Annotated in this window: 16 protein-coding genes and 1 pseudogene; 9 read left to right on the forward strand and 8 right to left on the reverse strand. The window is 66.5% G+C overall.

The genetic code is table 11. The features are described 5' to 3' along the window. A pseudogene (locus tag BMI01S_RS30475) lies at positions 1–856 on the reverse strand (cell division protein FtsK); the annotation flags it as partial. 211 nt (positions 857–1,067) lie between these two features. Next, a complete protein-coding gene (locus BMI01S_RS30480) occupies positions 1,068–1,721 on the reverse strand; it encodes an META domain-containing protein (protein ID WP_042291698.1) in 654 nt (217 codons plus the stop codon). A gap of 190 nt (positions 1,722–1,911) precedes the next feature. Between BMI01S_RS30480 and purT the strand changes: the two genes are divergently transcribed. The 5 genes from purT to BMI01S_RS30510 all read left to right on the forward strand — a co-directional run bounded on the left by purT (position 1,912) and on the right by BMI01S_RS30510 (position 9,086). Further along, a complete protein-coding gene (purT, locus tag BMI01S_RS30490; RefSeq protein WP_028210461.1) occupies positions 1,912–3,144 on the forward strand; it encodes a formate-dependent phosphoribosylglycinamide formyltransferase in 1,233 nt (410 codons plus the stop codon). 258 nt (positions 3,145–3,402) lie between these two features. Continuing rightward, positions 3,403–3,729, forward strand: coding sequence for an MliC family protein (locus BMI01S_RS30495; RefSeq protein ID WP_036044701.1), 327 nt, complete (start codon positions 3,403–3,405; stop codon positions 3,727–3,729). Between the two features lie 130 nt (positions 3,730–3,859). Further along, the gene (locus tag BMI01S_RS30500; protein ID WP_028210459.1) at positions 3,860–5,506 is read left to right on the forward strand and encodes an acetolactate synthase large subunit; all 1,647 of its coding nucleotides are present in this window, start codon (positions 3,860–3,862) and stop codon (positions 5,504–5,506) included. Between the two features lie 24 nt (positions 5,507–5,530). Beyond that, entirely contained in the window at positions 5,531–6,967 is a 1,437-nt protein-coding gene (locus BMI01S_RS30505; RefSeq protein WP_028230617.1) for an aldehyde dehydrogenase family protein, read from the forward strand. 631 nt (positions 6,968–7,598) lie between these two features. Next, positions 7,599–9,086 (forward strand): DEAD/DEAH box helicase, encoded by a 1,488-nt coding sequence (locus tag BMI01S_RS30510; protein WP_028230618.1) that lies wholly within the window; start codon positions 7,599–7,601, stop codon positions 9,084–9,086. Positions 9,087–9,161: 75 nt separating this feature from the next. On the opposite strand, the gene gluQRS is transcribed toward BMI01S_RS30510, so the two are convergent. Together gluQRS and BMI01S_RS30520 are read right to left on the reverse strand one after the other, a co-directional pair. Beyond that, complete coding sequence (gene gluQRS, locus BMI01S_RS30515; RefSeq protein ID WP_036044703.1) at positions 9,162–10,082, reverse strand: tRNA glutamyl-Q(34) synthetase GluQRS; 921 nt, start codon at positions 10,080–10,082, stop codon at positions 9,162–9,164. Between the two features lie 13 nt (positions 10,083–10,095). After that, entirely contained in the window at positions 10,096–10,977 is an 882-nt protein-coding gene (locus BMI01S_RS30520; protein WP_028230620.1) for a sulfurtransferase, read from the reverse strand. A 278-nt stretch (positions 10,978–11,255) separates the two neighbouring features. On the opposite strand from BMI01S_RS30520, the gene dnaE reads away from it, so the two are divergent. Next, positions 11,256–14,813: a DNA polymerase III subunit alpha gene (gene dnaE / locus BMI01S_RS30525; RefSeq protein WP_028230621.1), complete on the forward strand. Its 3,558-nt coding sequence runs from the start codon at positions 11,256–11,258 to the stop codon at positions 14,811–14,813. A gap of 57 nt (positions 14,814–14,870) precedes the next feature. On the opposite strand, the gene BMI01S_RS30530 is transcribed toward dnaE, so the two are convergent. Both BMI01S_RS30530 and BMI01S_RS30535 read right to left on the reverse strand, forming a co-directional pair. Then, complete coding sequence (locus tag BMI01S_RS30530) at positions 14,871–15,713, reverse strand: glycosyltransferase family 2 protein (RefSeq protein WP_036018117.1); 843 nt, start codon at positions 15,711–15,713, stop codon at positions 14,871–14,873. Next, complete coding sequence (locus tag BMI01S_RS30535) at positions 15,710–16,525, reverse strand: glycosyltransferase family 2 protein (protein ID WP_028230622.1); 816 nt, start codon at positions 16,523–16,525, stop codon at positions 15,710–15,712. The genes BMI01S_RS30530 and BMI01S_RS30535 overlap by 4 nt, the downstream gene beginning before the upstream one ends. Positions 16,526–16,891: 366 nt before the next feature. On the opposite strand from BMI01S_RS30535, the gene msbA reads away from it, so the two are divergent. Next, on the forward strand, positions 16,892–18,676 hold the full coding sequence (msbA, locus tag BMI01S_RS30540) for a lipid A export permease/ATP-binding protein MsbA (RefSeq protein WP_028230623.1): 1,785 nt from the start codon (positions 16,892–16,894) through the stop codon (positions 18,674–18,676). Positions 18,677–18,773: 97 nt separating this feature from the next. Here the strand turns inward: msbA and BMI01S_RS30545 are convergent, their stop codons facing one another. Beyond that, a complete protein-coding gene (locus BMI01S_RS30545; protein ID WP_244145316.1) occupies positions 18,774–19,871 on the reverse strand; it encodes a glycosyltransferase family 9 protein in 1,098 nt (365 codons plus the stop codon). A gap of 311 nt (positions 19,872–20,182) precedes the next feature. Here BMI01S_RS30545 and BMI01S_RS30550 point away from each other — a divergent pair, with 311 nt between their 5' ends. Together BMI01S_RS30550 and BMI01S_RS30555 are read left to right on the forward strand one after the other, a co-directional pair. Continuing rightward, positions 20,183–21,463 carry an O-antigen ligase family protein gene (locus tag BMI01S_RS30550; protein WP_042291707.1) on the forward strand — a complete coding sequence of 427 codons (1,281 nt, stop codon included), beginning with the start codon at positions 20,183–20,185 and terminating at the stop codon, positions 21,461–21,463. A gap of 11 nt (positions 21,464–21,474) precedes the next feature. After that, the gene (locus tag BMI01S_RS30555; protein WP_036044652.1) at positions 21,475–22,401 is read left to right on the forward strand and encodes a glycosyltransferase family 2 protein; all 927 of its coding nucleotides are present in this window, start codon (positions 21,475–21,477) and stop codon (positions 22,399–22,401) included. 84 nt (positions 22,402–22,485) lie between these two features. On the opposite strand, the gene mnmH is transcribed toward BMI01S_RS30555, so the two are convergent. After that, entirely contained in the window at positions 22,486–23,586 is a 1,101-nt protein-coding gene (mnmH, locus tag BMI01S_RS30560) for a tRNA 2-selenouridine(34) synthase MnmH (RefSeq protein WP_028230624.1), read from the reverse strand. Positions 23,587–23,599 lie beyond the last annotated feature (13 nt).

Genomic DNA, 23,599 nt, shown 5'->3' on the forward strand with positions numbered 1-23,599 from the left:
GCGGGCGGCGCGGGTCACCGGGCGGCGCACCGTGTTGCAGCGGTGCGCGCGGCGCTTCCATGGCCGGTCGCGCCATGCTCGCGGGCTGCGATCCGCGCGTGCCGCGCAGCCAGTCCGCGGCGGCGGTCGGCTCGGTGCGCGCCCCTGCGGCCGAGGGATCGGCGGGGCCGCGCAAGCCCGGTTCGACACCCCACGGCGACGCTCCCGCAGTCAGGTCCTGCGCCGCCGCGGTGGCCGTTGCGCCGAACTCCGCGCCTATCGCTGCGGCTGTGCGCGCGCCATCGCGCTTGTCACGCGCCTCACGGCCTTCGCGCGCGGGCGGCCGCCAGATCGTCGGGCGCCTGCGGCGTGCGCCGTCGCCGGGCATCGGCAAGTTGATGGCGGGTGTGCCGTGCGCGAGAACTCCGTCGTCGGCCGCGTCGCGTCGACTGCGGCGTTCGCGGCGCGATCTGTCTGACGTGTCGTTCGCGGTGTCGCGCCTCGCGCGGATGTTCAGGCCGAGCCCGAGCGAGATGTCGGCCCACACGAGGAAGTCGCGCCAGTGGAAGTCGAGCAGCCACGGCAAGCTCACGAGAAGCAGCGCCAGCATCGCGAGCGGCGCGGCCACGTGGCCGACGAGCCTGCCGAGCCCGCCCGAAAGCGCATGGCCGAGCGCGTCGAAACCGGCGATGTCGATGAGCGTCGCTTCGAGCGCGCAGCTCGCGATGAGCACGCCGGCGAAGCCGAGCCAGAGCCGGATCGTGCCCGGGCCACGCAGGCCCGCGCCGCCCGGCAGCACGGACTTGGCGAGGCGCCAGATCAGAGGGATGAACCAGACGGCCGAGATGCCGAACCAGCCAGGAACTACCGTGTGCATGCCAGGGATGTACGTAGAGAAGGTGTGCGACGTGTGGAGTGTAACCGCTCGGCCCGCGCGTGCCGCCATCGGCTCGAATGCGGTGTTGAGCGAGATCCGGGGAGCGTTGCGCGATCGACAGGCAAAAGACCGGCGGTGCGCTGCTTTGGTTCGCGCCGGGCAAAAAAAGCGCCGCGCCGGGCGAGGGCGCGGCGGTTTTCGCGTGCGGCGTTCACTTCGCCGGATTGGCGTCGGAGGCGGCGGACGGCGTCGCGCCCGTTGCTGCACCTGAGGCGGCGCCGGCTTCGGCGAACGTCAGACGGTCGCCGTTTTCCAGCACGAGAAAGAGCGATTGCGGATGGCGCATCTGCACGCCGGAGCGGGCGATATGCGAGAGCGCTTCCAGGAAGGGCCCCTCGATCTCGCCGCCCGCGCCGATGCACGCCATGCGCGTGCCGCCGAGCTGGCTGAACGAGATCAGGCCGTTCTTGAGCGCATAGGCGCCGAAATAGCGGTTGCAGCCCGAGAAGCCGCTCGCGCGGCGCTGGCCGGTTTCGGTGGAAAGATCGAGCGTGAGCGGGCGCGCGTCGGGGTTTTCGGCGCTGCCGGTGCCGGTTCCGGTTTCGGGGTTCGCGCCAGGCACCGCGCGCAGCGTGCCGTCGGCGCGCTTCCATTCCACGAGCTGCCAGTGCGTGTTGTCGAGCAGTTGCGTCGTGGCGGGATTGAACGGATCGGGCAATGGCGCCGAGGCGTCCGTATGCACGGGCAGCTTGCATGCGCAAACCAGAAGGGCCGCGGCGAGCATCGCCGCGCGCGAGGCGAGCGGCCGCGCGAAAACGCCATGGGCAGGGCGCTGGCGCTGGCACGGACTCTGGCTGTCAAGCATCGCATCGTTCCTCGTAATCGGCGAAGGCGTAAGCGTAACGCACCGCGCTGCAGCACGCGAGCGCAAACGTGCGGGCGCCGCTCGCACGAAGGCCGTGCGCCAGTGCCGCAAAGCGCCTCGCGGCGGCGAGCCTGCGTGTTAACATCGGCGCTCTCACGCATTTGCGCACCACCGTCATTCTGGAGACACCATGCAAACCCGCCCCCGCATCGGCACGCCGCTTTCCGCTACCGCTACCCGTGTCATGCTGCTCGGCGCGGGCGAGCTGGGCAAGGAAGTGATCATCGCGCTGCAGCGTCTCGGTGTCGAAGTAATCGCCGTCGATCGCTACGCAAACGCGCCCGGCCATCAGGTCGCGCATCGCGCGCACGTGATCGACATGGCCGATCCCAAGGCGCTGCGCGCACTCATCGACGCGGAGCGTCCCCACCTCGTCGTGCCCGAGATCGAGGCCATCGCCACCGACGCGCTCGCCGACGTCGAAGCCGAAGGCATCGCCGAGGTGATTCCCACCGCGCGCGCCGCGCAGCTCACGATGAACCGCGAGGGCATTCGCCGCCTCGCCGCCGAGGAACTCGGCCTCGCCACTTCGCCCTACGCGTTCGCCGATTCGCTCGACGAGCTGAAGGCCGGCATCGCCAAAGTCGGCTATCCGTGCGTGGTGAAGCCGGTGATGTCGTCGTCGGGCAAGGGGCAGTCGGTCGTGCGCAGCGATGCCGACGTCGAGCGCGCCTGGGAGTACGCGCTGGCGGGCGGCCGCGTGAATCGCGGGCGCGTGATCGTCGAGGGGTTCATCGAGTTCGACTACGAGATCACGCAGCTCACGGTGCGCGCGATCGATCCGGCAAGCGGCCAGGTGCAAACCTGGTTCTGCGATCCGATCGGCCACCTCCAGGTCGACGGCGACTATGTCGAGTCGTGGCAGCCGCAGCCGATGAGCGCCAAGGCGCTCGAGCGCTCGCGCGAAATCTCGCACAAGGTGACCGAGGCGCTGGGCGGGCGCGGCCTGTTCGGCGTCGAGCTGTTCGTGCGCGGCGACGAAGTATGGTTCTCGGAAGTGAGCCCGCGTCCGCACGACACGGGGCTCGTCACGCTCGCCTCCCAGCGCTTCTCCGAGTTCGAGCTCCATGCGCGCGCGATCCTCGGCCTGCCCGTCGATACGACGGCGCGCGGCCCGGGCGCCTCCGCCGTGATCTACGGCGGCATGGACGCGCGCGGCATCGCGTTCGAAGGGGTGGCACAGGCGCTGGCCGTGCCGGGCGCGGATTTGCGTCTCTTCGGCAAGCCCGAGAGCTTCGTGAAGCGCCGCATGGGTGTGGCGCTCGCCACGGGCGCCGATACCGGCGAGGCCCGCTCGCGCGCACGCGCGGCGGCTGCGGCGGTGCATCCCGTGCTTCCCGTCGCAGGCGGCGAAGCGCAGTAAGCGTCTGCGTCCCGCACGCAGCGCTGGCCGCGCGCAAGGCGGCCAGCGCGTGTCCCGGGTTATCGTGTGGGCGATCCCTGCGCGCACGGCAGCGGTGCGTAGCACCGGTGGCCGCAGGGGCAATCGCTACACACGGAGAACGGAATGATCGAAGGTCGTCGAAGCGGCGCGGACGGGGGCTTTTCCCCAGGTGCAATCCGCGCAGTCCGGTCGGGCCGCGCGCTCGCGCTGGCGTGCGGGTTCGCCGCCGCGCTGTCCATGAACGTGGCCCGGGCGGCCGGCACCGCTCCGCTCGAAGTCCGCGACATCCAGGTGCAGGCGCGCCACACGTTCAACTACACCTGCGCGAACGGCAAGACCTTCAAGGTCACCTATCTCAATGCGGCCAACGGCCAAAGCTTTGCGCTCGTGCCCGTGAACGGCCGCAAGCTGCTCTTCGTCGGCGTGATCGCCGCCTCCGGCGTGAAGTACGTCGCCGACCGCTACGCCTGGTGGACCAAGGGCCCCGGCGCGGACCTCTACGACACGATGTCCGACGCGAGCCCGAAGCCGGTCGTCTCCGGCTGCGCGACGATCATGCGCTAACGCGCCGCGCACGCTTCACGACGCATTCCGCCCTGGCGGAGTAACCTGTCGGCCTGCATGAACATGCATGAAGGGTAAAGGCCGGCTGCCACCCGCGCCGTCGGCCACGCTCCAGCCAACGAGGTGGTCGATGAAAGCATCGGATCTGTTCGTGAAGGCGCTCGAAGCCGAAGGCGTCGATTATGTGTTCGGTATTCCCGGGGAAGAAAATCTCGATCTACTCGAATCGCTGCGGCGCTCGAAGATTCGTCTGATCGTCACGCGCCACGAGCAGGCCGCGGGCTTCATGGCCGCCACCTACGGGCGGCTCACCGGCCGCACCGGCGTGTGTCTGTCCACGCTCGGGCCCGGCGCCACCAATTTCGTGACCGCCGCCGCCTACGCGCAGCTGGGCGGCATGCCCATGCTGATGGTCACGGGGCAAAAGCCCATCAAATCTAGCAAGCAGGGCCACTTCCAGATCGTCGACGTGGTGCGCATGATGGAGCCGCTCACCAAGTACGCGCGCCAGATCGTCTCCATCGGCAATATCCCCGCGCTCGTGCGCGAGGCGTTTCGCCAGGCCGAGCAGGAGCGGCCCGGCGCCGTCCATCTGGAGCTGCCCGAAGACGTCGCCGACGAGGAGGGCGACGGCAAGCCGATTCCGAAGAGCTACAGCCGCCGGCCCGTCGCGGAAGAGAAGGCGGTCGCGCACGCGGTCGCGGCCATCTGCTCGGCGCGCCATCCGCTCCTCATGATCGGCGCGGGCGGCAACCGCAAGACCACGCGCAACGTGCTGCGCGAATTCGTCGACGAAACCGGCATCCCGTTCTTCACCACGCAGATGGGCAAGGGCGTGATCGACGAATCGCATCCGCTCTGGCTCGGCAACGCCACGCTCTCCGACGGCGACTTCGTGCACCGCGCGATCGAGCACGCCGACTGCATCATCAATGTCGGCCACGACGTGATCGAAAAGCCGCCGTTCTTCATGCGCAGCGCGGAGGACAAAACGGTCATCCACGTCAACTTTCTCGGCGCGGAAGTCGACCCCGTGTATTTCCCGCAGATCGAGGTGGTGGGCGACATCGCCAACGCAGTGTGGCAACTGAAGGAGCGGCTCAAGCCGCGCGAGCATGCGTGGGACTTCGCCCGCTTCGAAGAGATCAAGCGCCATTTCGAGGCGCATCTCGCCCGTGGCCAGCACGACGAGCGCTTTCCGATGTACCCGGTGCGGCTCGTGCACGACGTCTACGCCGCGATGCCCGAGGACGGCATCCTGTGCCTCGACAACGGCATGTACAAGATCTGGTTCGCGCGCTACTACCGCGCGCGCGAGCCCAATTCGCTGCTGCTCGACAACGCGCTCGCCTCGATGGGCGCGGGGCTGCCTTCGGCCATCGCCACGAAGATCGTGCATCCGGCGCGCAAGGTCGTGGCCGTGTGCGGCGACGGCGGCTTCATGATGAATTCGCAGGAGCTGGAGACGGCCGTGCGCCTGAAGCTCGATCTCGTCGTGCTGCTCTTGCGCGACGACGCCTTCGGGATGATCCGCTGGAAGCAGGAGAACATGAACTTCCCCGACTACGGGATGACGCTGCAAAACCCCGACTTCGTCGACTATGCACGCAGCTATGGCGCGCATGGCCACCGGGTGGGCGCGGCCGATGCGCTCAGGCCGCTTGTCGAGCAGTGTCTCGCGCAGCCCGGCGTGCACGTGATCGACGTGCCCATCGATTACTCGGACAACGAGCGCGTGCTCAACCGCGAGATCAAGCGCCTGAGCGCGCAGCTCTGAGGCACCCTTCAACGGAGAATTCGCATGCTCAAACCGACCTATCCGTATTACCTGGCCAACGAGGCGGTCGCCGCCAACACCGATCTCGAGGTCACCGACAAGTACAGCGGCGAAGTCGCCACGCGTGTCGCGCTCGCCGACGCGAAGGCCATCGACAAAGCGATTGCCGCCGCCGAAGCCGCCATGCCCGCCATGCGCGCGTTCCCCCCGTTCAAGCGCCAGGCGGTGATCGATCACTGCGTGGCGCGCTTTCGCGAGCGCTTCGACGAACTGGCGATGGCGCTGTGCATCGAGGCGGGCAAGCCGATCAACGATTCGCGCGGCGAGGTCACGCGCCTCATCGACACGTTCCGCGTGGCCGCCGAGGAAAGTGTGCGCATCGATGGCGACATCGTGAACCTCGAGATTTCGGCGCGCGCGAAGGGTTACCACGGCTACGTGAAGCGCGTGCCGATCGGGCCGTGCTCGTTCATCTCGCCGTTCAATTTTCCGCTCAACCTCGCCGCCCACAAGGTCGCGCCGGCGCTCGCGGCGGGCGTGCCGTTCGTGCTCAAGCCCGCGAGCCGCACGCCGGTGGGCGCGCTCATCATCGGCGAGATTCTCGCGGAAACTGATCTGCCGAAAGGCGCGTTCTCGATCCTGCCCGCGCACCGCGATGGCGCCGATCTCTTCACCACCGACGAGCGCTTCAAGCTGCTCTCGTTCACGGGCTCGCCCGCGGTGGGCTGGGATCTCAAGAAAAAGGCCGGCAAGAAGAAAGTGGTGCTCGAACTGGGCGGCAACGCGGCGGCCGTGGTCGATGGCGACCAGGGCGGCAAGCTCGACTACGTGGTCGACCGGCTCGCGTTCGGCGCGTATTACCAGTCGGGGCAGAGCTGCATCGGCGTGCAGCGCATTCTCGTCCATGCGTCGATTTACGACGCGCTGCGCGAGAAGCTCATCGCCAAGGTCAAGACGCTCAGGATGGGCGACCCGAAGGACGAAAAGACCTTCGTCGGGCCGATGATCTCGGAGTCCGAGTCGAAGCGCCTCGCGGGCTGGATGGAGAGCGCGGTGCTCGCGGGCGCGAAGATCGTCGCGGGCGGCAAGGTCGATGGCGCGATGTTCGAGGCCACGCTGCTCGAAAACGTGGGCCGCGACACCGATCTCTACCGCAAGGAGGCGTTCGGGCCGGTGGCGATACTGGAGCGCTTCGACGACTTCGGCGAGGCGCTGGACATCGTCAACGACAGCGATTTCGGCCTGCAGGCGGGCGTGTTCACCGATTCGCTCGCCAACGCTCACCGCGCCTGGGACGGGCTCGACGTGGGCGGCGTGGTGATCAACGATATTCCGTCATTTCGCGTCGATAACATGCCGTACGGCGGCGTGAAGGACTCGGGGCTCGGACGCGAGGGCGTGCGCTACGCGATCGAGGACATGACCGAGCTGCGCCTGATGGTGATGCGCGAAACGTGGTGAGCGGGCCGTCCGAAAAAAGTGCGATGTTTCGCCGCATGGCGCGCGGGGCGTTCCCGTGCGCCCGATTTGCAGAATGCCTGCCCCGCTGCCATAGGGATTTATGCCAAGGTGTTACAATACCGGCCTTTCGGCCCTTTGTGCCTGCCGCCGCTGGCGGCCAGAACCCGGCAGCAGCCAACGTGAGGCCTGCCGGGGCGGATTGAAATGCGGCCCGAGAGCGGCCGGACAGCGGCCTGGAAAGCCGCCGACCCGGCGAGCCAGCGTGATCTGCCGCCGGTAAGCCGATCGAGCGGTAAGGGCGAAGTTGGCGATGGCGCCGACGAAAACGCCGGAACCCGATCCGAATCGAGCGGGAATTGAGCGGGAATTGAGCGGGAATTGAGCGAGTCTGCCCGGATTGCACCCGAGCGAGCGCGGCAACGGAGCCGGCGCCCCCGGCAGACCTTCTCGACGTTCGGTGGCCAGCCGTCTGGCGGCCGGCCCGAGCGAGCATCCCGCCCGTCGCCGCAGGGCGCGCCCTCTTTGTGGCGCGGGCCTGCATCGACCTGCTGCATTGACCTGCAATACCAGCAGTGACCTTTTGAGGCGCTCCCGCGCCTCGCGCGCGAAGCGCCTTTATAGCGAAGCCACCATGTCCGACACAGCCGTCAAGCCCAGCACTGCGACCTTCGACCAGTTTGGCCTTGCACCCGAAATCCTCAGGGCCATCAAGGAGCAGGGCTACACGACGCCCACGCCGATCCAGGCGGAGGCGATTCCCGTGGTGCTCACGGGTCGCGACGTGCTGGCCGCGGCGCAGACCGGCACCGGCAAGACGGCGGGCTTCTCGCTGCCGATCCTGCAACGCCTGTTGCCGATGGCGAGCACGAGCGCATCGCCCGCGCGCCACCCGGTGCGCGCGCTGATCCTCACGCCCACGCGGGAGCTGGCCGACCAGGTCGCCAACAACGTGCGCACCTACGCGATGCACACGCCGCTGCGCAGCGCGGTGGTGTTCGGCGGCGTGGACATGAATCCGCAGTCCGACGAGCTGCGCCGCGGCGTGGAAATCCTGATCGCGACGCCGGGCCGTCTGCTCGACCACGTGCAGCAGAAGAACGCGAACCTGGGCCAGGTGCAGATGCTCGTGCTCGACGAAGCCGACCGCATGCTCGACATGGGCTTCCTGCCCGACCTGCAGCGCATCCTGAACCTGCTGCCGACCGAGCGCCAGACGCTCTTGTTCTCGGCCACGTTCTCGGCCGAGATCAAGAAGCTGGCCGCGACTTACCTGCGCACGCCGCAGACCATCGAAGTCGCGCGCAGCAATTCCACCGCGACCAACGTCACGCAGGTCGTCTACGAAGTCCCCGAGGGCGACAAGACCGGGGCGGTCGTGCAGCTGATCCGCGACCGGGGCCTGAAACAGGTGATCGTGTTTTGCAACAGCAAGATCGGCGCAAGCCGCCTTGCCCGCCTGATCGAGAAGCAGGGCATCGTCGCGGCGGCGATTCACGGCGACCGCTCGCAGAGCGAGCGCATGCAGGCGCTCGACGCCTTCAAGCGCGGCGAGATCGAAGCGCTGGTGGCAACCGACGTCGCCGCGCGCGGTCTCGACATCGCCGAACTGCCGGCCGTCATCAACTTCGACCTGCCGTTCAACGCCGAAGACTACGTGCACCGCATCGGCCGCACGGGCCGCGCGGGCGCGTCGGGCGACGCGCTGTCGCTGTGCAGCCCGAACGAGAAGAAGCAGCTCGCCGATATCGAGAAGCTCATCAAGCGTCCGCTCACGGTCGAGCGACTCGTGGTCGACGTGCCGGTCGCGCATCACGAGGGTGGCGGCCGCCGCCGCGAGCGCGATGGCTACGAAAGCCGCGAGGGCCGCGAAGGCCGTTCGGAGCGCGGCGCCCACCGCCGCGTGGCATCGCATGAGCGCACCCATCATCACCGCGCGCAACCCATCGACGACTTCTTCCTGAAGCCCTACGAGCCCTCGCCGGGCGCTCGCAACAAGGTCGAGGACAAGCCCGCGAGCGCCGCGCCGCAAAAGGCGCAGACGAAGCAGCCGCTCGCCGCGCTGCTGGGCGGTCTTGGGTCGTCGTGGCGTAACAAGCCGACGTCGTCTTCGTCGAACTGAGTCGGGGCGCGCGCAGGATCCGCGCGCGAGGCAAGGGAAAACGGCATGTCGCCTCGAGCGACATGCCGTTTTTGCTTATGCGGCCGGCAATTGGGCGAGCCGCCGCTTCCAGGCGTCGATCGCTTCGGCCTGGAACGCTTCGAGCGTCGATGGCGCGGGGTGGCGAAGCGCGAGCCCCAGATGCCGCGCGGCATCCATCAGCGCTTCGAGCGGTCGCGAGGCATCGAGCGCTTGCGCGCCGGTTTGCTTCGAGAGCTTTTCACCTTCCGCGTTCATGACAACGGGCACGTGCAGATACGCGGGCGTGGTCACGCCGAGGCACTGCTGGAGCCAGATTTGCCGCGCCGTCGAATCGAGCAGATCCGCGCCGCGCACCACGTGCGTGATGTGCTGTTCGGCGTCGTCCACGACCACGGCGAGCTGGTACGCCCACTGGCCGTCCGCGCGCAGCAGCACGAAATCGCCGACCTCGGTCGCGAGGTTCTGTTGCTGGGGACCTTGCCAGCGGTCGTGAAAACGGATCAGCGCGGGATTGCCGTGCGCGCTTGCGGGAGCGTCGTCCGGTACGCGCAGCCGCCACGCGCGCGCGGGCTTGCCGTGCAGGCCGTCGCGGCAGGTGCCCGGATAGATCAGCGTGGTGTTGCGCTGGTGCGCGCGTAGCTGCGAATCGGCGATTTCCTTGCGCGTGCAGCCGCACGGGTAGACGTGCCCCGAGGCGATCAGGCGGTCGAGTGCCGCGCGATACAGACCGGTGCGGCGGCTTTGCCACTGGGGCGGCTCGTCAGCGTGAAAGCCGAAGGCGGCGAGCGTCGCGAGGATGTCCTCGGCCGCGCCCGGCACGGTGCGCGGACCGTCGATGTCCTCCATGCGCACGAGCCACGCGCCGCCGTTCGCGCGCGCATCGAGCCAGCTCGCGAGCGCCGAAACGAGCGAGCCGAAATGCAGCGGGCCGGTGGGCGAAGGCGCGAAGCGCCCGCGATAGCCTTGGGAGGGCACGCCCACGCGCGTCTTATGCCGCCTGCGCCGGAAACGCCGCAGCCGCGTCCGCGCGCTGGGGATGGCACGCCGGGCAGCTCTTGCCGGCCACATAAAGCGGCGACGCCTGCGCGGCGGGCGTGACGACGGCACGGCACGCGAAGCACTGCACCGTGTCGGTCGGGTCGAGCTGCGGATTGAGTGCGGTGCGCTGGTCGAACACGAAGCAGTCGCCGTTGTAGTGCGCGCCGCCCACTTCCTCGAAATACTTGAGGATGCCGCCTTCGAGCTGATAGACGTGCTCGATGCCGACTTCCTTCATGTGGATCGCGGCCTTCTCGCAGCGGATGCCGCCCGTGCAAAAGGACACGACCGTCTTGCCTTCGAGATCGGCGCGATTCGCCTCGATGACGCCGGGGAATTCGCTGAACTTGCTGATGCGATAGTCGAGCGCGCGATCGAACGTGCCGACGTCCACTTCGAACGCATTGCGCGTGTCGAGCATGACGACGGGGCGGCCTGCGTCGTCGAAGCCGCGGTCGAGCCATTGCTTGAGCACGACGGGCGCCACCGACGGCGCGCGGCCTTCCTCGGGGCGGATCGCGGGCTTCTTCATCGTGATGATCTCGCGCTTGAGGCGCACGAGCATGCGGTTGAAGGGCCGCGTTTCGGAGAAGCTTTCCTTGAACCGCAGCGTCGCGAACTTGCCCTCGAAGAGCGGATCGTGGTTGATGTAGTCCATGAACGCACGCACGTTCGGCTCGTCGCCGGCAACGAACAGGTTGATGCCTTCCGGGGCGAGCAGGATCGTGCCCCGCAAATCGAGCGACTTGCAGCGTTCGAGCACGAGCGGGCGCCATTCGGCGGTTTTCTCGAGCGTGGTGAACTGGTAAGCGGAGAGATTGAGGATACGCATGGTGCAACTGAAAAGGTGCGCGACTGGAAGCGGACGCGCGCATGAAAACCAGAGCCGGACGTGCGCACTGCCGGTTCCCCGCATTGGGAATCGATCGGAAATCGGGCAGGGTGCGCGCCGGGCGCAATCCGCTATTATCCCCCAATCGCACGTCGCGCCACCTGCGGCGTAATCGACGCGCCATGCGGCGCCCTTGAGTTCGTGCAAGGCCTTGGTCCACGCCACCGTCACGTGCGCATGCGATCGCGCGCCGAAATTCGCGCGACCCTGGAGGTACAATCACGGCCATGTCAGATCCCCGCTTCGTCCATCTCCGCGTCCACTCCGAATTTTCGATTGCCGACGGCATCGTGCGCCTCGACGACCTCGTCAAGGCGGCGGCGAAAGACGGCCAGGGCGCGCTCGCGCTCACCGACCTCGGCAACGCATTCGGCCTCGTCAGGTTCTACACCGAAGCCCGTGGCAAAGGGGTCAAACCCATTGCCGGCTGCGACGTCTGGATCATGAATCCCGACGACCGCGACAAACCTTCGCGGCTTCTGCTGCTCGTGAAGAACAAGCGCGGCTACCTGAACCTGTGCGAGCTGCTTTCGAAGGCGTGGCTCACGAACCAGCATCGCGGCCGCGCCGAAGTCGATGTCGCGTGGCTCGAACAAGGGCTGGCTGAAGGGCTGCTCGCCATCTCGGGCGCGCAGCAGGGCGACGTGGGTCTCGCGCTCGCGGCGGGCAACGTCGAAAGCGCAAAGCGTCACGCGCAGCGCTGGGCGAAGCTGTTTCCGAACGCGTACTACATCGAACTGCAGCGCTGCGGCCAGCCCGGCGGCGAGCAGTATGTCGAGCAGGCGGTGGCGCTCGCGGCGGCGCTCGGGCTGCCTGTGGTCGCCACGCATCCCATGCAGTTCATGACCGACGAGGAATACACCGCGCACGAAGCGCGCGTGTGTATCTCCGAAGGCGACATCCTCGCCAATCCGCGCCGCCAGAAGCGCTTCACGACCGAACAGCGGTTTCGTACGCAGCAGGAAATGGCCGCGCTCTTCGCGGACATTCCCTCGGCGATCACGAACACCGTCGAAATCGCCAGGCGCTGCAATCTCACGCTCGAACTCGGCAAACCGAAACTGCCGCTCTTTCCCACGCCCGACGGCATGTCGCTCGACGACTACCTCGTGCAGCTATCGAAGGAGGGCCTCGAAAAGCGCCTCGTGCAGCTTTACCCGAACGAGGCCGAGCGCGAGAACGAGCGCGCGCGCTACAACGAGCGTCTCGATTTCGAGTGCGGGACCATCATCAAGATGGGCTTCCCGGGCTACTTCCTGATCGTCGCGGACTTCATCAACTGGGCCAAGAACAACGGCGTGCCGGTCGGCCCGGGCCGCGGCTCGGGCGCGGGCTCGCTCGTTGCGTACGCGCTCGGCATCACCGATCTGGATCCGCTGCGCTACAACCTGCTGTTCGAGCGCTTCCTGAATCCGGAACGCGTCTCGATGCCCGACTTCGACATCGACTTCTGCCAGCACGGGCGCGACCGCGTCATTCAGTACGTGAAGGAAAAGTACGGCGCCGATGCGGTCTCGCAGATCGCCACCTTCGGCACGATGGCAGCCAAGGCGGCCGTGCGCGACATCGGCCGCGTGCTCGACCTCGGCTACAACTTCACGGACGGCGTGGCCAAGCTCATCCCGTTCAAGCCGGGCAAGCACGTCACCATCGCCGACGCGATGAAGGAAGAGCCGCTCCTCCAGGAGCGCTACGACAACGAAGACGAAGTGCATCAGCTGCTCGATCTCGCGCAGCTCGTGGAAGGTCTCACGCGCAACGTCGGCATGCACGCGGGCGGCGTGCTGATCGCGCCCGGCAAACTCACCGACTTCTGCCCGCTCTACACGCAGGGGGACGAAAGCGGCGTCGTGAGCCAGTACGACAAGGACGACGTGGAAGCCGTCGGCCTCGTGAAGTTCGACTTTCTGGGCCTCACCACGCTGACCATCCTCGACTGGGCCGAGCGTTATATCCGCATGCTCGATCCGTCGAAGAAAGACTGGTCGCTCGCGCAGGTGCCGCTCGACGACGCGCCGTCGTTCCAGATCCTCAAGAAGGCCAACACGGTTGCCGTGTTCCAGCTGGAAAGCCGCGGCATGCAGGGCATGCTGAAGGACGCCCAGCCCGACCGCTTCGAGGACATCATCGCGCTCGTGGCGCTGTACCGGCCTGGCCCGATGGATCTGATTCCGAGCTTCTGCGCGCGCAAGCACGGCCGCGAAGTGGTGGAGTATCCCGATCCTCGCGTGGAACCTGTCCTGAAAGAGACCTACGGCATCATGGTCTACCAGGAGCAGGTGATGCAGATGGCGCAGATCATCGGCGGCTACTCGCTGGGCGGCGCCGACCTGCTGCGCCGCGCGATGGGCAAGAAGAAGCCCGAGGAGATGGCCAAGCACCGCGAGATCTTCGCGGAAGGCGCCGCGAAGAACGGCCTCACGCGCGAGAAGTCCGACGAGATCTTCGACCTGATGGAGAAGTTCGCGGGCTACGGCTTCAACAAGTCGCACGCCGCGGCGTACGCGCTCCTCGCTTATCACACGGCGTGGCTCAAGGCGCACCATCCGGCCGAATTCATGGCGGCGAACATGTCGCTCGCCATGGACGACACCGACAAGGTGAAGATCCTCTTCGAGGACTGCATCGCGAACGGCATGAAGGTGCTGCCGCCCGACGTCAACGCGTCGGCGTATCGCTTCGAACCGGTCGCCGACGAGCACGTCGCCGAGGGCAAGCGCTCGCGCACGATCCGTTATGGCCTGGGCGCGATCAAGGGCAGCGGCCAGAACGCCATCGAAGAAATCTTGCGTGCGCGTACAGAGGGCGGTCCGTTCAAGGACCTGTTCGACTTTTGCGAGCGTGTCGATCGCCGTCTGGTGAACCGCCGCACGATCGAAGCGATGATCCGCGCCGGCGCGTTCGACACCATCCATGCGAACCGCGCGCAACTGCTCGCCTCCGTGCCGATGGCGATGGAAGCCGCCGACCAGGCGAGCGCCAACGCCATGCAGGCCGGTCTGTTCGACATGGGCGACGCGCCGCTCGCCGCGCACGAACTCGTGGACGAGCCCGCGTGGGGCGAGAAGCGCAAGCTCCAGGAAGAGAAGGGCGCGCTTGGCTTTTATCTCTCGGGCCACCTCTTCGATGCCTACAAGGACGAAGTGCGCCGCTTCGTGCGCCAGAAGATCGGCGAATTGAAAGAGGGGCGCGACAAGCTGATCGCGGGCGTGATCGCTTCGTTGCGCACGCAAATGACCCAGCGCGGCAAGATGCTGATCGCGCTGCTCGACGACGGCACCGGCCAGTGCGAAGTGACGGTATTCAACGAGCAGTTCGAGGCGCACAAGGCGCTCTTCAAGGAAGACGAGCTGCTCGTCGTGCAGGGCGGGGCGCGCAATGACGCGTTCACGGGCGGCATTCGCTTCACCGTCGATACCGTAATGGATCTGGAGCGTGCGCGCAGCCGCTACGCGCAAGCCGTGAAGGTGCAGGTGAATGGCAACGCCAACGCGGGCGCGCTGCGCACCGTGCTCGAAGCGTATCGCGCAAGGCCCGACGACTCGCTGCCGGCGCCGGCAGAGCAAACGCGCGGCCGCGGCGGGTTCGGGCGCGATCGCGGCGAGCGTTCGCAGGCGGTGATTCCCAACGGACTCGCGGTGCAGATCGCCTACCGCAACGATCGCGCGGAAGGCGAGGTGCGCCTCGGCGACGCCTGGCGGGTCAAGCCTACGGACGATCTGCTCGCGGCGTTGCGCGGCGAGTTTGCCGGGAGTTCGATTGAGATCGTTTACTGAGGAAGCGTAGAGCGAGGAAGCGTAGAGCGCGGCAACGCGCTTTTTCCCTCGCCCGTCTCAACGCGCTTGACTGGCGAGTTCGGCCAGACCGCGCTCGGCACGCACTGTGCCGTCCGCAATGCGCACCTTGACCCGTTCCTGATTGGGGCTCGCCTGCGTGCGCGGCTGCTCGCGATGCCACAGGTGGAAGATTTCCGTCGCGTAGGCGCCGAGCTTGCGGTGCACGCCGCAGTTGGCGAGCCGCACCACGAAGTCGGCGTCCTCATGCCCCCAGCCGGTGAAGCTGGTATCGAACCCGTTCACACGCTCGATGTCGCTGCGCCAGGCGCTCATGTTGCAGCCCTTGATGCCGCGCCACTTGAATTGCTCGACGTCGCGCCACTTTCCATCCGGCAGCTTGACGAAGAGGGGGGCGATCTTGTTGACGTGGCCCGAGAGACGCTGCTTCGCCCAGAAGCCGAAGCCCTGATCCGCCAGGGACATTTTTTTGCCGATCACCTGCTGCGTGAGTGTTTCGTCGAGCAGAATGCGGCTACCGGTGATGATGGCGCACTCGCTTGCGAGTTGCCGGTGGCGCTGGACGAAATCGTGCTGCGGCACGCAGTCGCCGTCGAGAAAGATCAGATAGTCGCCGCGGGCTCGCACGATGCCCTTGTTGCGGATCTCGGCCAGGCGAAAGCCCTCGTCCGGGTGCCATACGTGCTCGATGTGCACCGCGCCCGCTTGCGCGCAGCGCTCGACCGTTTCGCGGGTTGCATCGGCCGAGCCGTCGTCCGCGACGATGATTTCGTAGCGTGTGTCGGATTGCGCGCCCAGTCCGGCGAGCACGCGCTCGAGCGCATCGGGCCGGTTGTAGGTGCTCACGATCACGGAGATCAGCATGTCGCGGCGTGTGTTCATCGGCCCCCCGAGGCTTCGTCGCGGGCCTTTGTCGTGGCCGTCTGCTGTGTTTCCAGCAGCATCAGCTTGAGGTAGCGGTAGTAGGTGCCTTCGGCGTTGGAGATGGCCAGCACGAAGCCCATCTTGCCGTCGAGGAAGCCGCGCTGGATGATCCAGCTGCGCACGAAGGACCAGAAACCATGTAGCAGCGCCTTGCGCAGGCCACCGCGCTTGCCGCGCGCCGCGCCCTGGGTCGCACCGTAGCTCGAATAGCTGTCGATCTTGCCGAGCACTTCCGAGAAGTCGCGGAAGCTGTAATGAATCAGTGGCTCGGCGAGCGTGCCCACGCGCGCCTCGGGCGCGGCGATCACGCGCTCGTGAACGAGATCGTTCGAGAAGCGGGCGGCGTCGCGGCGAAAGAGCCGCGTGACGTAATCGGGCGACCAGCCGGAGTGGCGGATCCACTTGCCGCAATAGTTCGACTGGCGGGGCAGGCGGAACAGCTCGGCGCCGTTCCCTTTCACGCTCGCAAGAATCTCGTCGCGCAGGGCGGGGGACACGCGTTCGTCGGCGTCGAGCGAGAGAATCCAGGGGGCGCGGGCCATCTCGAGCGCGCGCTGCTTCTGCGGCCCGAAACCGGGCCAGTCGGTTTCGACGACCCTCGCGCCGAACTCGCGGCAAATGGCCTGGGTGCCGTCCGTGCTCCCCGAGTCGAGCACGACGATTTCGTCGACCCAGCCGTGCACGGAAGCAAGGCAGTCGCGAATATCGTGTGCTTCGTTTTTGACGATGACGATGACACTGATCGCATCGGGTTTGGCGCTGTCGTTCATCGGCGCTGGCTCGCGATGGCCCGAAGAAGATGGAGAAGATAGGAAGGCCGGATACGGCTGGCTCGGCATCGCAGAAGGGCTGGCCGTGGCCTCGCCGTGACCCCGCCGTGGCCTCGCAGTGACCTTTTGGTGGCCTGGCCCGGAACCGCGTGCATTCGCGCGCCGAAGCCGGACCGGTGAGTATATACAAAAACGCATCCCGCGACGAAATCGCGAAGCCGCATGCCGCGGCGCGCTCCCGGACGGTTTCGCATCTCGCGCAGAAAAGCCCAGCCGGGCGGATCGATCGACTCCGGGGCCGAACGTTTACAATGGCGTACCTGTTTGCCGGGAGGCGGGCAGATCTACCTGTATCTAGAGGAAATTTTGAGCGAGAGATCAACCTTGAGCAAGCCGATCGGCTCCGGCACGAAGTCGTCGCCGGTCGAGATCGGCCGGCGGCTGTGGCCGTATGTGAAGCCGCTTATGTGGGTGCTCCTCGCAGGGGTGGTCGCAATGGGCGTGGTGGCCGCCACCGAGGCAGGCATTCCCGCGCTGCTCAAGCCGCTGCTCGACCACGGCTTCGGGACGCGAGGCGACCACAAGGCGCGATGGCTGGTGCCCGTCGCGGTCATCGGGCTGTCGCTCGTGCGCGGCGTCGCGCAATACGCGTCAGGGTATTTGCTGCAATACGTCTCGAACCGCGTGCTGCTCGCGCTGCGGCTCAAGATGTTCGAGCGCATGATCCACGCGGGTGTCGGCTTCTTCCAGCGCGAAACCGCGAGCACGGTCATCAACGCGATCGTGTTCGAGGTCAACCAGATTCTCGGCGTGCTGCTCGGCGTGCTGGTCACGCTCGTGCGCGATTCGCTCACGGTGATCTTTCTCCTGGGTTACCTGTTCTACCTGAACTGGCGTCTCACGCTGATCGTCGCCGTGCTGCTGCCCGCCATCGGCTGGCTCGTCAGCAAGATCAACAGGCGTTTGCGGCGCTTGAATCGCGAGCACCAGATGCTCACGAACGATCTGTCCTATATCGTCGAGGAGACCGTCGGCGGCTACAAGGTCGTCAAGGTTCACAACGGCGAGGACTACGAAAAGGAGCGCTTCGGCGAAATGAGCCGCCGGCTGCGCGGCTATCAGATGCGCATGACGGTATCGGGCGGGCTCGCGCAGCCGCTCACGCAGTTCCTCGCTTCGATCGCGCTGGCGATCGTCATCACGATTGCGGTCGTGCAGGCGTCGAACGACCAGACAACGGTGGGCGGCTTCGTGGCGTTCGTCACGTCGATGCTGCTCGTGATCTCGCCGCTCAAGCATTTGATCGACGTGAACCAGCCGCTGCAACGCGGCATGACGGCTGCCGAGCTGATTTTCGGCCTCATCGACGAGCCGCCCGAGCCCGCCGGCGGTGGCTTGCCGCTCGCTCGCGCGCGCGGCGAGGTGGAGTTCCGCGACGTATCGTTCGCGTATGGCGCGAGTCGCCGGGTGACGCTCGATCATGTGTCGTTCCGGATCAATCCCGGCGAAATGGTGGCGCTCGCCGGGCCGTCGGGCAGCGGCAAGACCACGCTCGTGAATCTGCTACCGCGCTTTTTCGATCCGAGCGGCGGCCAGGTGCTCGTCGATGGCGTGCCGATCACCGATTACGACGTGCATGCGCTGCGCAACCAGATCGCCATGGTGAGCCAGGACGTGGTGCTGTTCAACGACACGGTCGCGAACAACGTCGCCTATGGCCAGACGGCCGACCGCGCGCGTGTGGAGCGCGCGCTGCGCGCGGCGAACCTGTGGGAGACCATCTCGGCGCTGCCCGAAGGCGTCGACACGCTGATCGGCGACAACGGCATGAAGTTCTCGGGCGGTCAGCGTCAGCGCCTGGCGATCGCCCGCGCGATCTACAAGGATGCGCCGATCCTGATTCTCGACGAGGCGACGTCGGCGCTCGATTCGGAGTCGGAGCGCCACGTGCAGGCGGCGCTGGAAACGCTGATGCGCGGACGCACGACGCTCGTGATCGCGCACCGCCTGTCGACGATCGAGCGCGCGAGCCGCATTCTCGTGATGGATGGCGGCCGCATCGTCGAATCCGGCACGCACCAGGAACTGCTCGCGACGAGCGGGATGTACGCGCACCTGCACAAGATCCAGTATCAACAAAGCGCTGCTTGATCCGGCTGCGCAGTGGCGCGGCGCGCGAGCTCCGCGCGTCGCCATCATGAAGGTGCAGGGGCGGCGCGACGTGCGCGCCGGGGGCAAGAAGACCGCCTCAGGCAGACGAGGGGGCGGCGGCCGGTTCGCGGGCGGCAAATTGCCGCAGCGCCGCGCCAACGACCTGCGCGGGCGGGATGGTATTGACGTTGCCGCTGCCCTGCAGGCCAATGGAATGACAGGCCTGGGTCAAGCGCAAGCGAGGCGGTTCGCGGTGCGAAAACAGCGAAACGCCAGGCGTGCCGGTGGTGTGGGCGACGTGCATCAGTCCACCGTCGGCGCCGAGGAATAGTTCGGCGTGCGCGACGATCTCGCGTGACTGGAGGAACGTGAGCTTGCCGGTCAGCGAGCGAATGCGCACGTTGCGGGGTGCGTGCGCGCACAGCTGCTGCGCGATCTGCGCGCCGTTGTCCGATCCGAGTACGACGATTTCCTTTGCCGCGCTCGCGTCGTCGTAGTGGCTCAGCAACTCGATGACTTCGGACCAGCGTTGATATGTGCGATCCGGGTCCACGCCGCCGGCCGCGACCACGATGAACGGCCGGCCCGGCAACAAGTCGCGCACCGACTCGCGCGTTGCCGCGCGGCTGGCCAGATAGGGCTTGCTGACGGTTGCGAGCGTGGCGGCGTCGTGGCCCAGCGAGAACACGTCGTTGATGCCGGCGTAGCTGAAGCAGGTCTGGTTACGGTCCGGGCCGTTGAAATAGCGGAACAGGCCGGCGTAGGGCAGATGCGCGAAGTGCCGGGTCTTTAGGCGAATCGACGGGAGGTTGTATTCGGACAGGAGAACCGCGTCGTAGCGGCTCGCGTCGACTTCACCCGGGTCGCCGTATACCTTGCCGAATACGTCGTCTTCGTTGAAAAGCGGAACCAGCGACGGCAGGGCGAGCAGATCGACGCTCACGCCCTTGCCCTTGAGAAGCGCGCGGCCGGCCATGTCCATCGTGGCGTCGCCGAAATTGCGTTTGGCGTAGATCCACAGAATCCGCTGCGCGGGATCCAGATGCGCGCGTTCGAGGCGTAACTGGCCGTGCGCCCTCAGAAGGATCTGCTTGTGCAGATATTTCTTCGCGATCTTGAGCCGGCTGGTGCTGGCGAGAAACGCCTCCGGCTCGTAGGGCACGCCCTGATACGGGATCACAGTCGACCGGGACACGGCATTGTCGATCCAGCTACGCGGCGAAAACCACGAAATGTTTGAGTTGCTCTGCTGAAACACGGGTCTAGTGTATTTCCAGATAACCGCTCATTGTAGCACGGCTGTAATCGCAGAGTGCCGCGGCGGGCCCCGGTCGTTGGTGGCCGCCGGCTTTGCCAGCGCGGAATTGGCAGCCCCGTCTCGAAAGGGGGGGATGTATGCGTACAATAGTGGGTTTCCCGTCATGCTTCGCGCCCATAAAGCCGCGTAGTGAGGACGTCACGCGGGGACGGAGTGATCCCGCCCTTACCGACCATAGCAGTGTAGCGATGCCGACAGCAGTTACGATCGATTCCCGACGCACGGAGCCCGGCGACTGGCTGACCGCGCTCTTTCTCCTCGCTTTTCCTGCCATCGCCATGCTCGTCCAGGGCGCCTCGAGCGCCGTGTCGATCGGCGCGGCGGTCATCTCGCTTGGCGCATTGTGCTGGCGGCCCGCCGGTGCGCCGTATGCCTACGCGCGCCCCGACCGTCTCGCACTGGCGTTTTGCATCGCGCTGGGTAGCCCCGTGGCGGCCGTGGCGCTCAGCACGCTTGCGCATGGCCATCTCGTGCTGCGGACCTGGGACTCGCCGTCGCGCTTCCTGCTCGCGGTGCCCGTCTTCCTCGCCTTGCGCCGCGCGCCTGCGCGGATCTTCGCCTGGGCCGATCTATCCTTCACGTTTGGTGCCCTCTCGGCACTCGCCATTGCGCTGTTCCTGCCCCGCGACTGGGGCGACGGCCGCATCGGCAGCGCGTTCCTGAATCCGATCCATTTCGGCGACCTCGCGCTTGCGCTCGGCGTGCTCTCCGCGATTGCACTGAACTGGTGGCGCAAGGATTCGGCGTTCCTGCGCGCGCTCAAGATCGCCGGCCTCTTTGCGGGCCTGGCCGCCTCGCTGCTGTCCGGCTCGCGCGGCGGCTGGGCGGCGATTCCGCTCGTTGCGCTGCTCATCGTCTGGGAACTCGGGCGCAACAAAACCTGGCACTGGAAGGTGGCGATGCCGGTTGCCGTCGTGCTGATGCTCGGGCTCGCGTACGGGCTGTCGGGGACGGTGCGCGGGCGCGTCAACGACGTTTCGTCCGACCTGACGCAGTACATGCACGGCCACCGCGACACGCCGGTCGGCGTGCGTCTGCAACTCTACGAGGCGGCCTCTACACTGATCGCCGAACATCCGGTGCTGGGCCTGGGCGGCGACGGGTTTCGCGACAAGATGAACTCGATGGCCAGTCAGGGCGCGCTCACCCCGGTGGCAGCGATGTTCGGCAAGGGCGAGGTCCACAACCAGCTGCTCGCCTATATGGCCAACTACGGCATCGTGGGCGGTCTTGCGCTACTTGCGATCTACGTCGTGCCGGCGGTCTTTTTCGCGGCGAAGCTGAAGTCCGGGTCGAGGACGACGAGGCGTACGGCGCTCATGGGCCTCGCTTTCGTCCTGATGTTTTTCGTCTTCGGGCTGACGGTCGAGACCTTCGACCTGAAGAGCACGGTGGCGTTCTACGCGACCGTGATTGCCGTCCTCGCGGCGATTGCGGAACGTGCGAATAACAAATCGGACCCTTCATAGGGCGCACCTTCATGTTCAGCATTCTGATCCCGACCTGGAATAACCTGCCGTATCTGAAGCTCTGCGTCGACAGCATCCGGCGCCATTCCGCGTTCGAGCACGAGATTCTCGTGCACGTGAACGACGGCAGCGACGGCACGCTCGAATGGGTCCGCGAGCAGGGCATACGCCATACGTGGAGCAAGGGGAACGTGGGCGTCTGCATCGCCGTCAACGATGTGGCGCGTCTCGCCTCGCGCGAGTGGATCCTGTTCATGAACGACGACATGTTCTGCACGCCGGATTGGGACACTGCTTTCGTCGACGCGCTGCGCGAGATCGGCGAGGCGCCGGCCTATCTGGCCTCCCAGATCATCGAGCCGACCGATACCGGCAACGGCCTCGTGACCGTTGCCCATTTCGGCACCGGTCCTGCCGATTTCGACGAAGCGGCGTTGCTCGACTTTGCCGCGAAGATGGATACCACCGACCGCAACGGCATCGCAATGCAGCCCACTCTGGTGAGCCGCGAACTCTGGCTGCGGGTCGGCGGCTACAGCATCGAGTTCGGGCCCGGCATGAGCAGCGACGACGACTTCCTGATGAAGCTCTGGCTGGTGGGCTGCCGCACGTTCCGATCCGTCGGCGCGAGCCGCATCTATCATTTCGGCTGTCGCACGACGGGACGTATTCGCCGCAACCGCGGCGGTCGCGAATTCCTCATGAAATGGGGCGTTTCGCAGCGCGATTTCAAGCGCAACTACATGAGCCGCACGGCCGACGCCGCGCCGGGCACGCTGCCGAACGTGCCGCGCCCCAACTTCGTGAGCCGTCTCAAGCGTGTGATGTACGCGTTCGGCCTTTACCCGACCGAAGATCTCGAGGCGTGGGAGCCCGATCTGCCGTCGCAGCTTCAGCACACCGCCTCGCTGACGGAGACCGCCACGGCGCGCCGGTAACACCTCGTTCGTCGCTATCTGCGTGAACGCCGGATCGCAGTCCGCGCGTGCTTTTTTGAGGTCCGAGGAGACGAACGGAAGGCGTCAGATGGCGCGAGGCACTTCGGCTTCGCTGCCCACCGCTTCACCTGCATACGACTCTTGCTGCAATTGCGCGAGCAGCGTGCGGGCTTGCGCGAGCGTATCGGCCGCCATTGGCCGGAACGCGAAGTGCAGCGATTTTTCGAGCTTCGCGAAATTGCGCCGCGTGCTGCGGGTGTAGGCGGGATCGTAGTGCTCGGCCACGAGCGTCTCGTAAAGCGTAGCGCGCCGATCCTCGTCGAGCAGCTTGCACCACGAGTCGATGCGCTCGCGCCCGTGTAGCGGAGTGAGCTTTTGCAGTTGCTCGCGAAAATACCCGCGCTCGCTGAATAAATGTCCGTACTCCTCGAGCAGCAACGCGATTCGTTCGTCGCGCGCGACATCGAGGACGACACAGGGCGCGCCATGAAGGCGTTCCACGAGCGCGGGCGGCAGCGTGATGACGCCGATGCGCCGGCTCTCCGCCTCGACGAACACGGGCTGCGTGGCATCGAAGCCGCGCAGCGTCTGCACGAGCGCCGTATCGAACGACTTCTGAGATGGCTGCGCGCGCGTTGGCAATGCGCCCAGCAAGGAACCCCGATGCGCGGCGAGCGCTTCAAGATCGAGCATCTGCGCGCCAGCGTTGCCGAGCGCCTTCAAGAGGCGTGTCTTGCCGCTCCCTGTCGGCCCGGCGAGCACGATATAGCGAAACGCACCCGGCAGCGTGCCGAGCGCTTCCACGACTGTGTGCCGGTAAGTCTTGTAGCCGCCATCGAGCTGACGCGCGCGCCAGCCGATCATGTTGAACCACGCCGTCATCGAGCCCGAACGCTTGCCGCCGCGCCAGCAATAGATGAGCGGACGCCAGTTGCGCGGACGGTCGGCGAAGAGCGTGTCGAGATGGGCGGCGATGTTGCGCGCCACCATCGCAGCACCCACGCGCGTCGCCTCGAAGGGCGAGTCCTTGTACATCGTGCCGACGATCACACGCTCCTCGTTGCTGAGCACGGGCGCGTTGATCGCACCGGGAATATGGTCCTCGGCAAATTCGAGCGGCGTTCGCACGTCGACGATCTCGTCGAATTCGCCGATGTGTTCGATGGTGACGCGCTGGTGATCCAACTGCGATGCTCCG

Source organism: Paraburkholderia mimosarum LMG 23256 = NBRC 106338, assembly GCF_000739815.1.
In the GTDB taxonomy this organism is placed as follows: Bacteria; Pseudomonadota; Gammaproteobacteria; order Burkholderiales; family Burkholderiaceae; genus Paraburkholderia; species Paraburkholderia mimosarum.

Excerpts from the sequence above, each read along its gene's own strand:
- BMI01S_RS30480 (WP_042291698.1), bottom strand. The coding sequence starts at position 1,721 with ATGCTTGACAGCCAGAGTCCGTGCCAGCGCCAGCGCCCTGCCCATGGC.
- purT (WP_028210461.1), top strand. The coding sequence starts at position 1,912 with ATGCAAACCCGCCCCCGCATCGGCACGCCGCTTTCCGCTACCGCTACC.
- BMI01S_RS30495 (WP_036044701.1), top strand. The coding sequence starts at position 3,403 with ATGAACGTGGCCCGGGCGGCCGGCACCGCTCCGCTCGAAGTCCGCGAC.
- BMI01S_RS30500 (WP_028210459.1), top strand. The coding sequence starts at position 3,860 with ATGAAAGCATCGGATCTGTTCGTGAAGGCGCTCGAAGCCGAAGGCGTC.
- BMI01S_RS30505 (WP_028230617.1), top strand. The coding sequence starts at position 5,531 with ATGCTCAAACCGACCTATCCGTATTACCTGGCCAACGAGGCGGTCGCC.
- BMI01S_RS30510 (WP_028230618.1), top strand. The coding sequence starts at position 7,599 with ATGTCCGACACAGCCGTCAAGCCCAGCACTGCGACCTTCGACCAGTTT.
- BMI01S_RS30520 (WP_028230620.1), bottom strand. The coding sequence starts at position 10,977 with ATGCGTATCCTCAATCTCTCCGCTTACCAGTTCACCACGCTCGAGAAA.
- BMI01S_RS30530 (WP_036018117.1), bottom strand. The coding sequence starts at position 15,713 with ATGAACACACGCCGCGACATGCTGATCTCCGTGATCGTGAGCACCTAC.
- BMI01S_RS30535 (WP_028230622.1), bottom strand. The coding sequence starts at position 16,525 with ATGAACGACAGCGCCAAACCCGATGCGATCAGTGTCATCGTCATCGTC.
- BMI01S_RS30550 (WP_042291707.1), top strand. The coding sequence starts at position 20,183 with ATGCCGACAGCAGTTACGATCGATTCCCGACGCACGGAGCCCGGCGAC.
- BMI01S_RS30555 (WP_036044652.1), top strand. The coding sequence starts at position 21,475 with ATGTTCAGCATTCTGATCCCGACCTGGAATAACCTGCCGTATCTGAAG.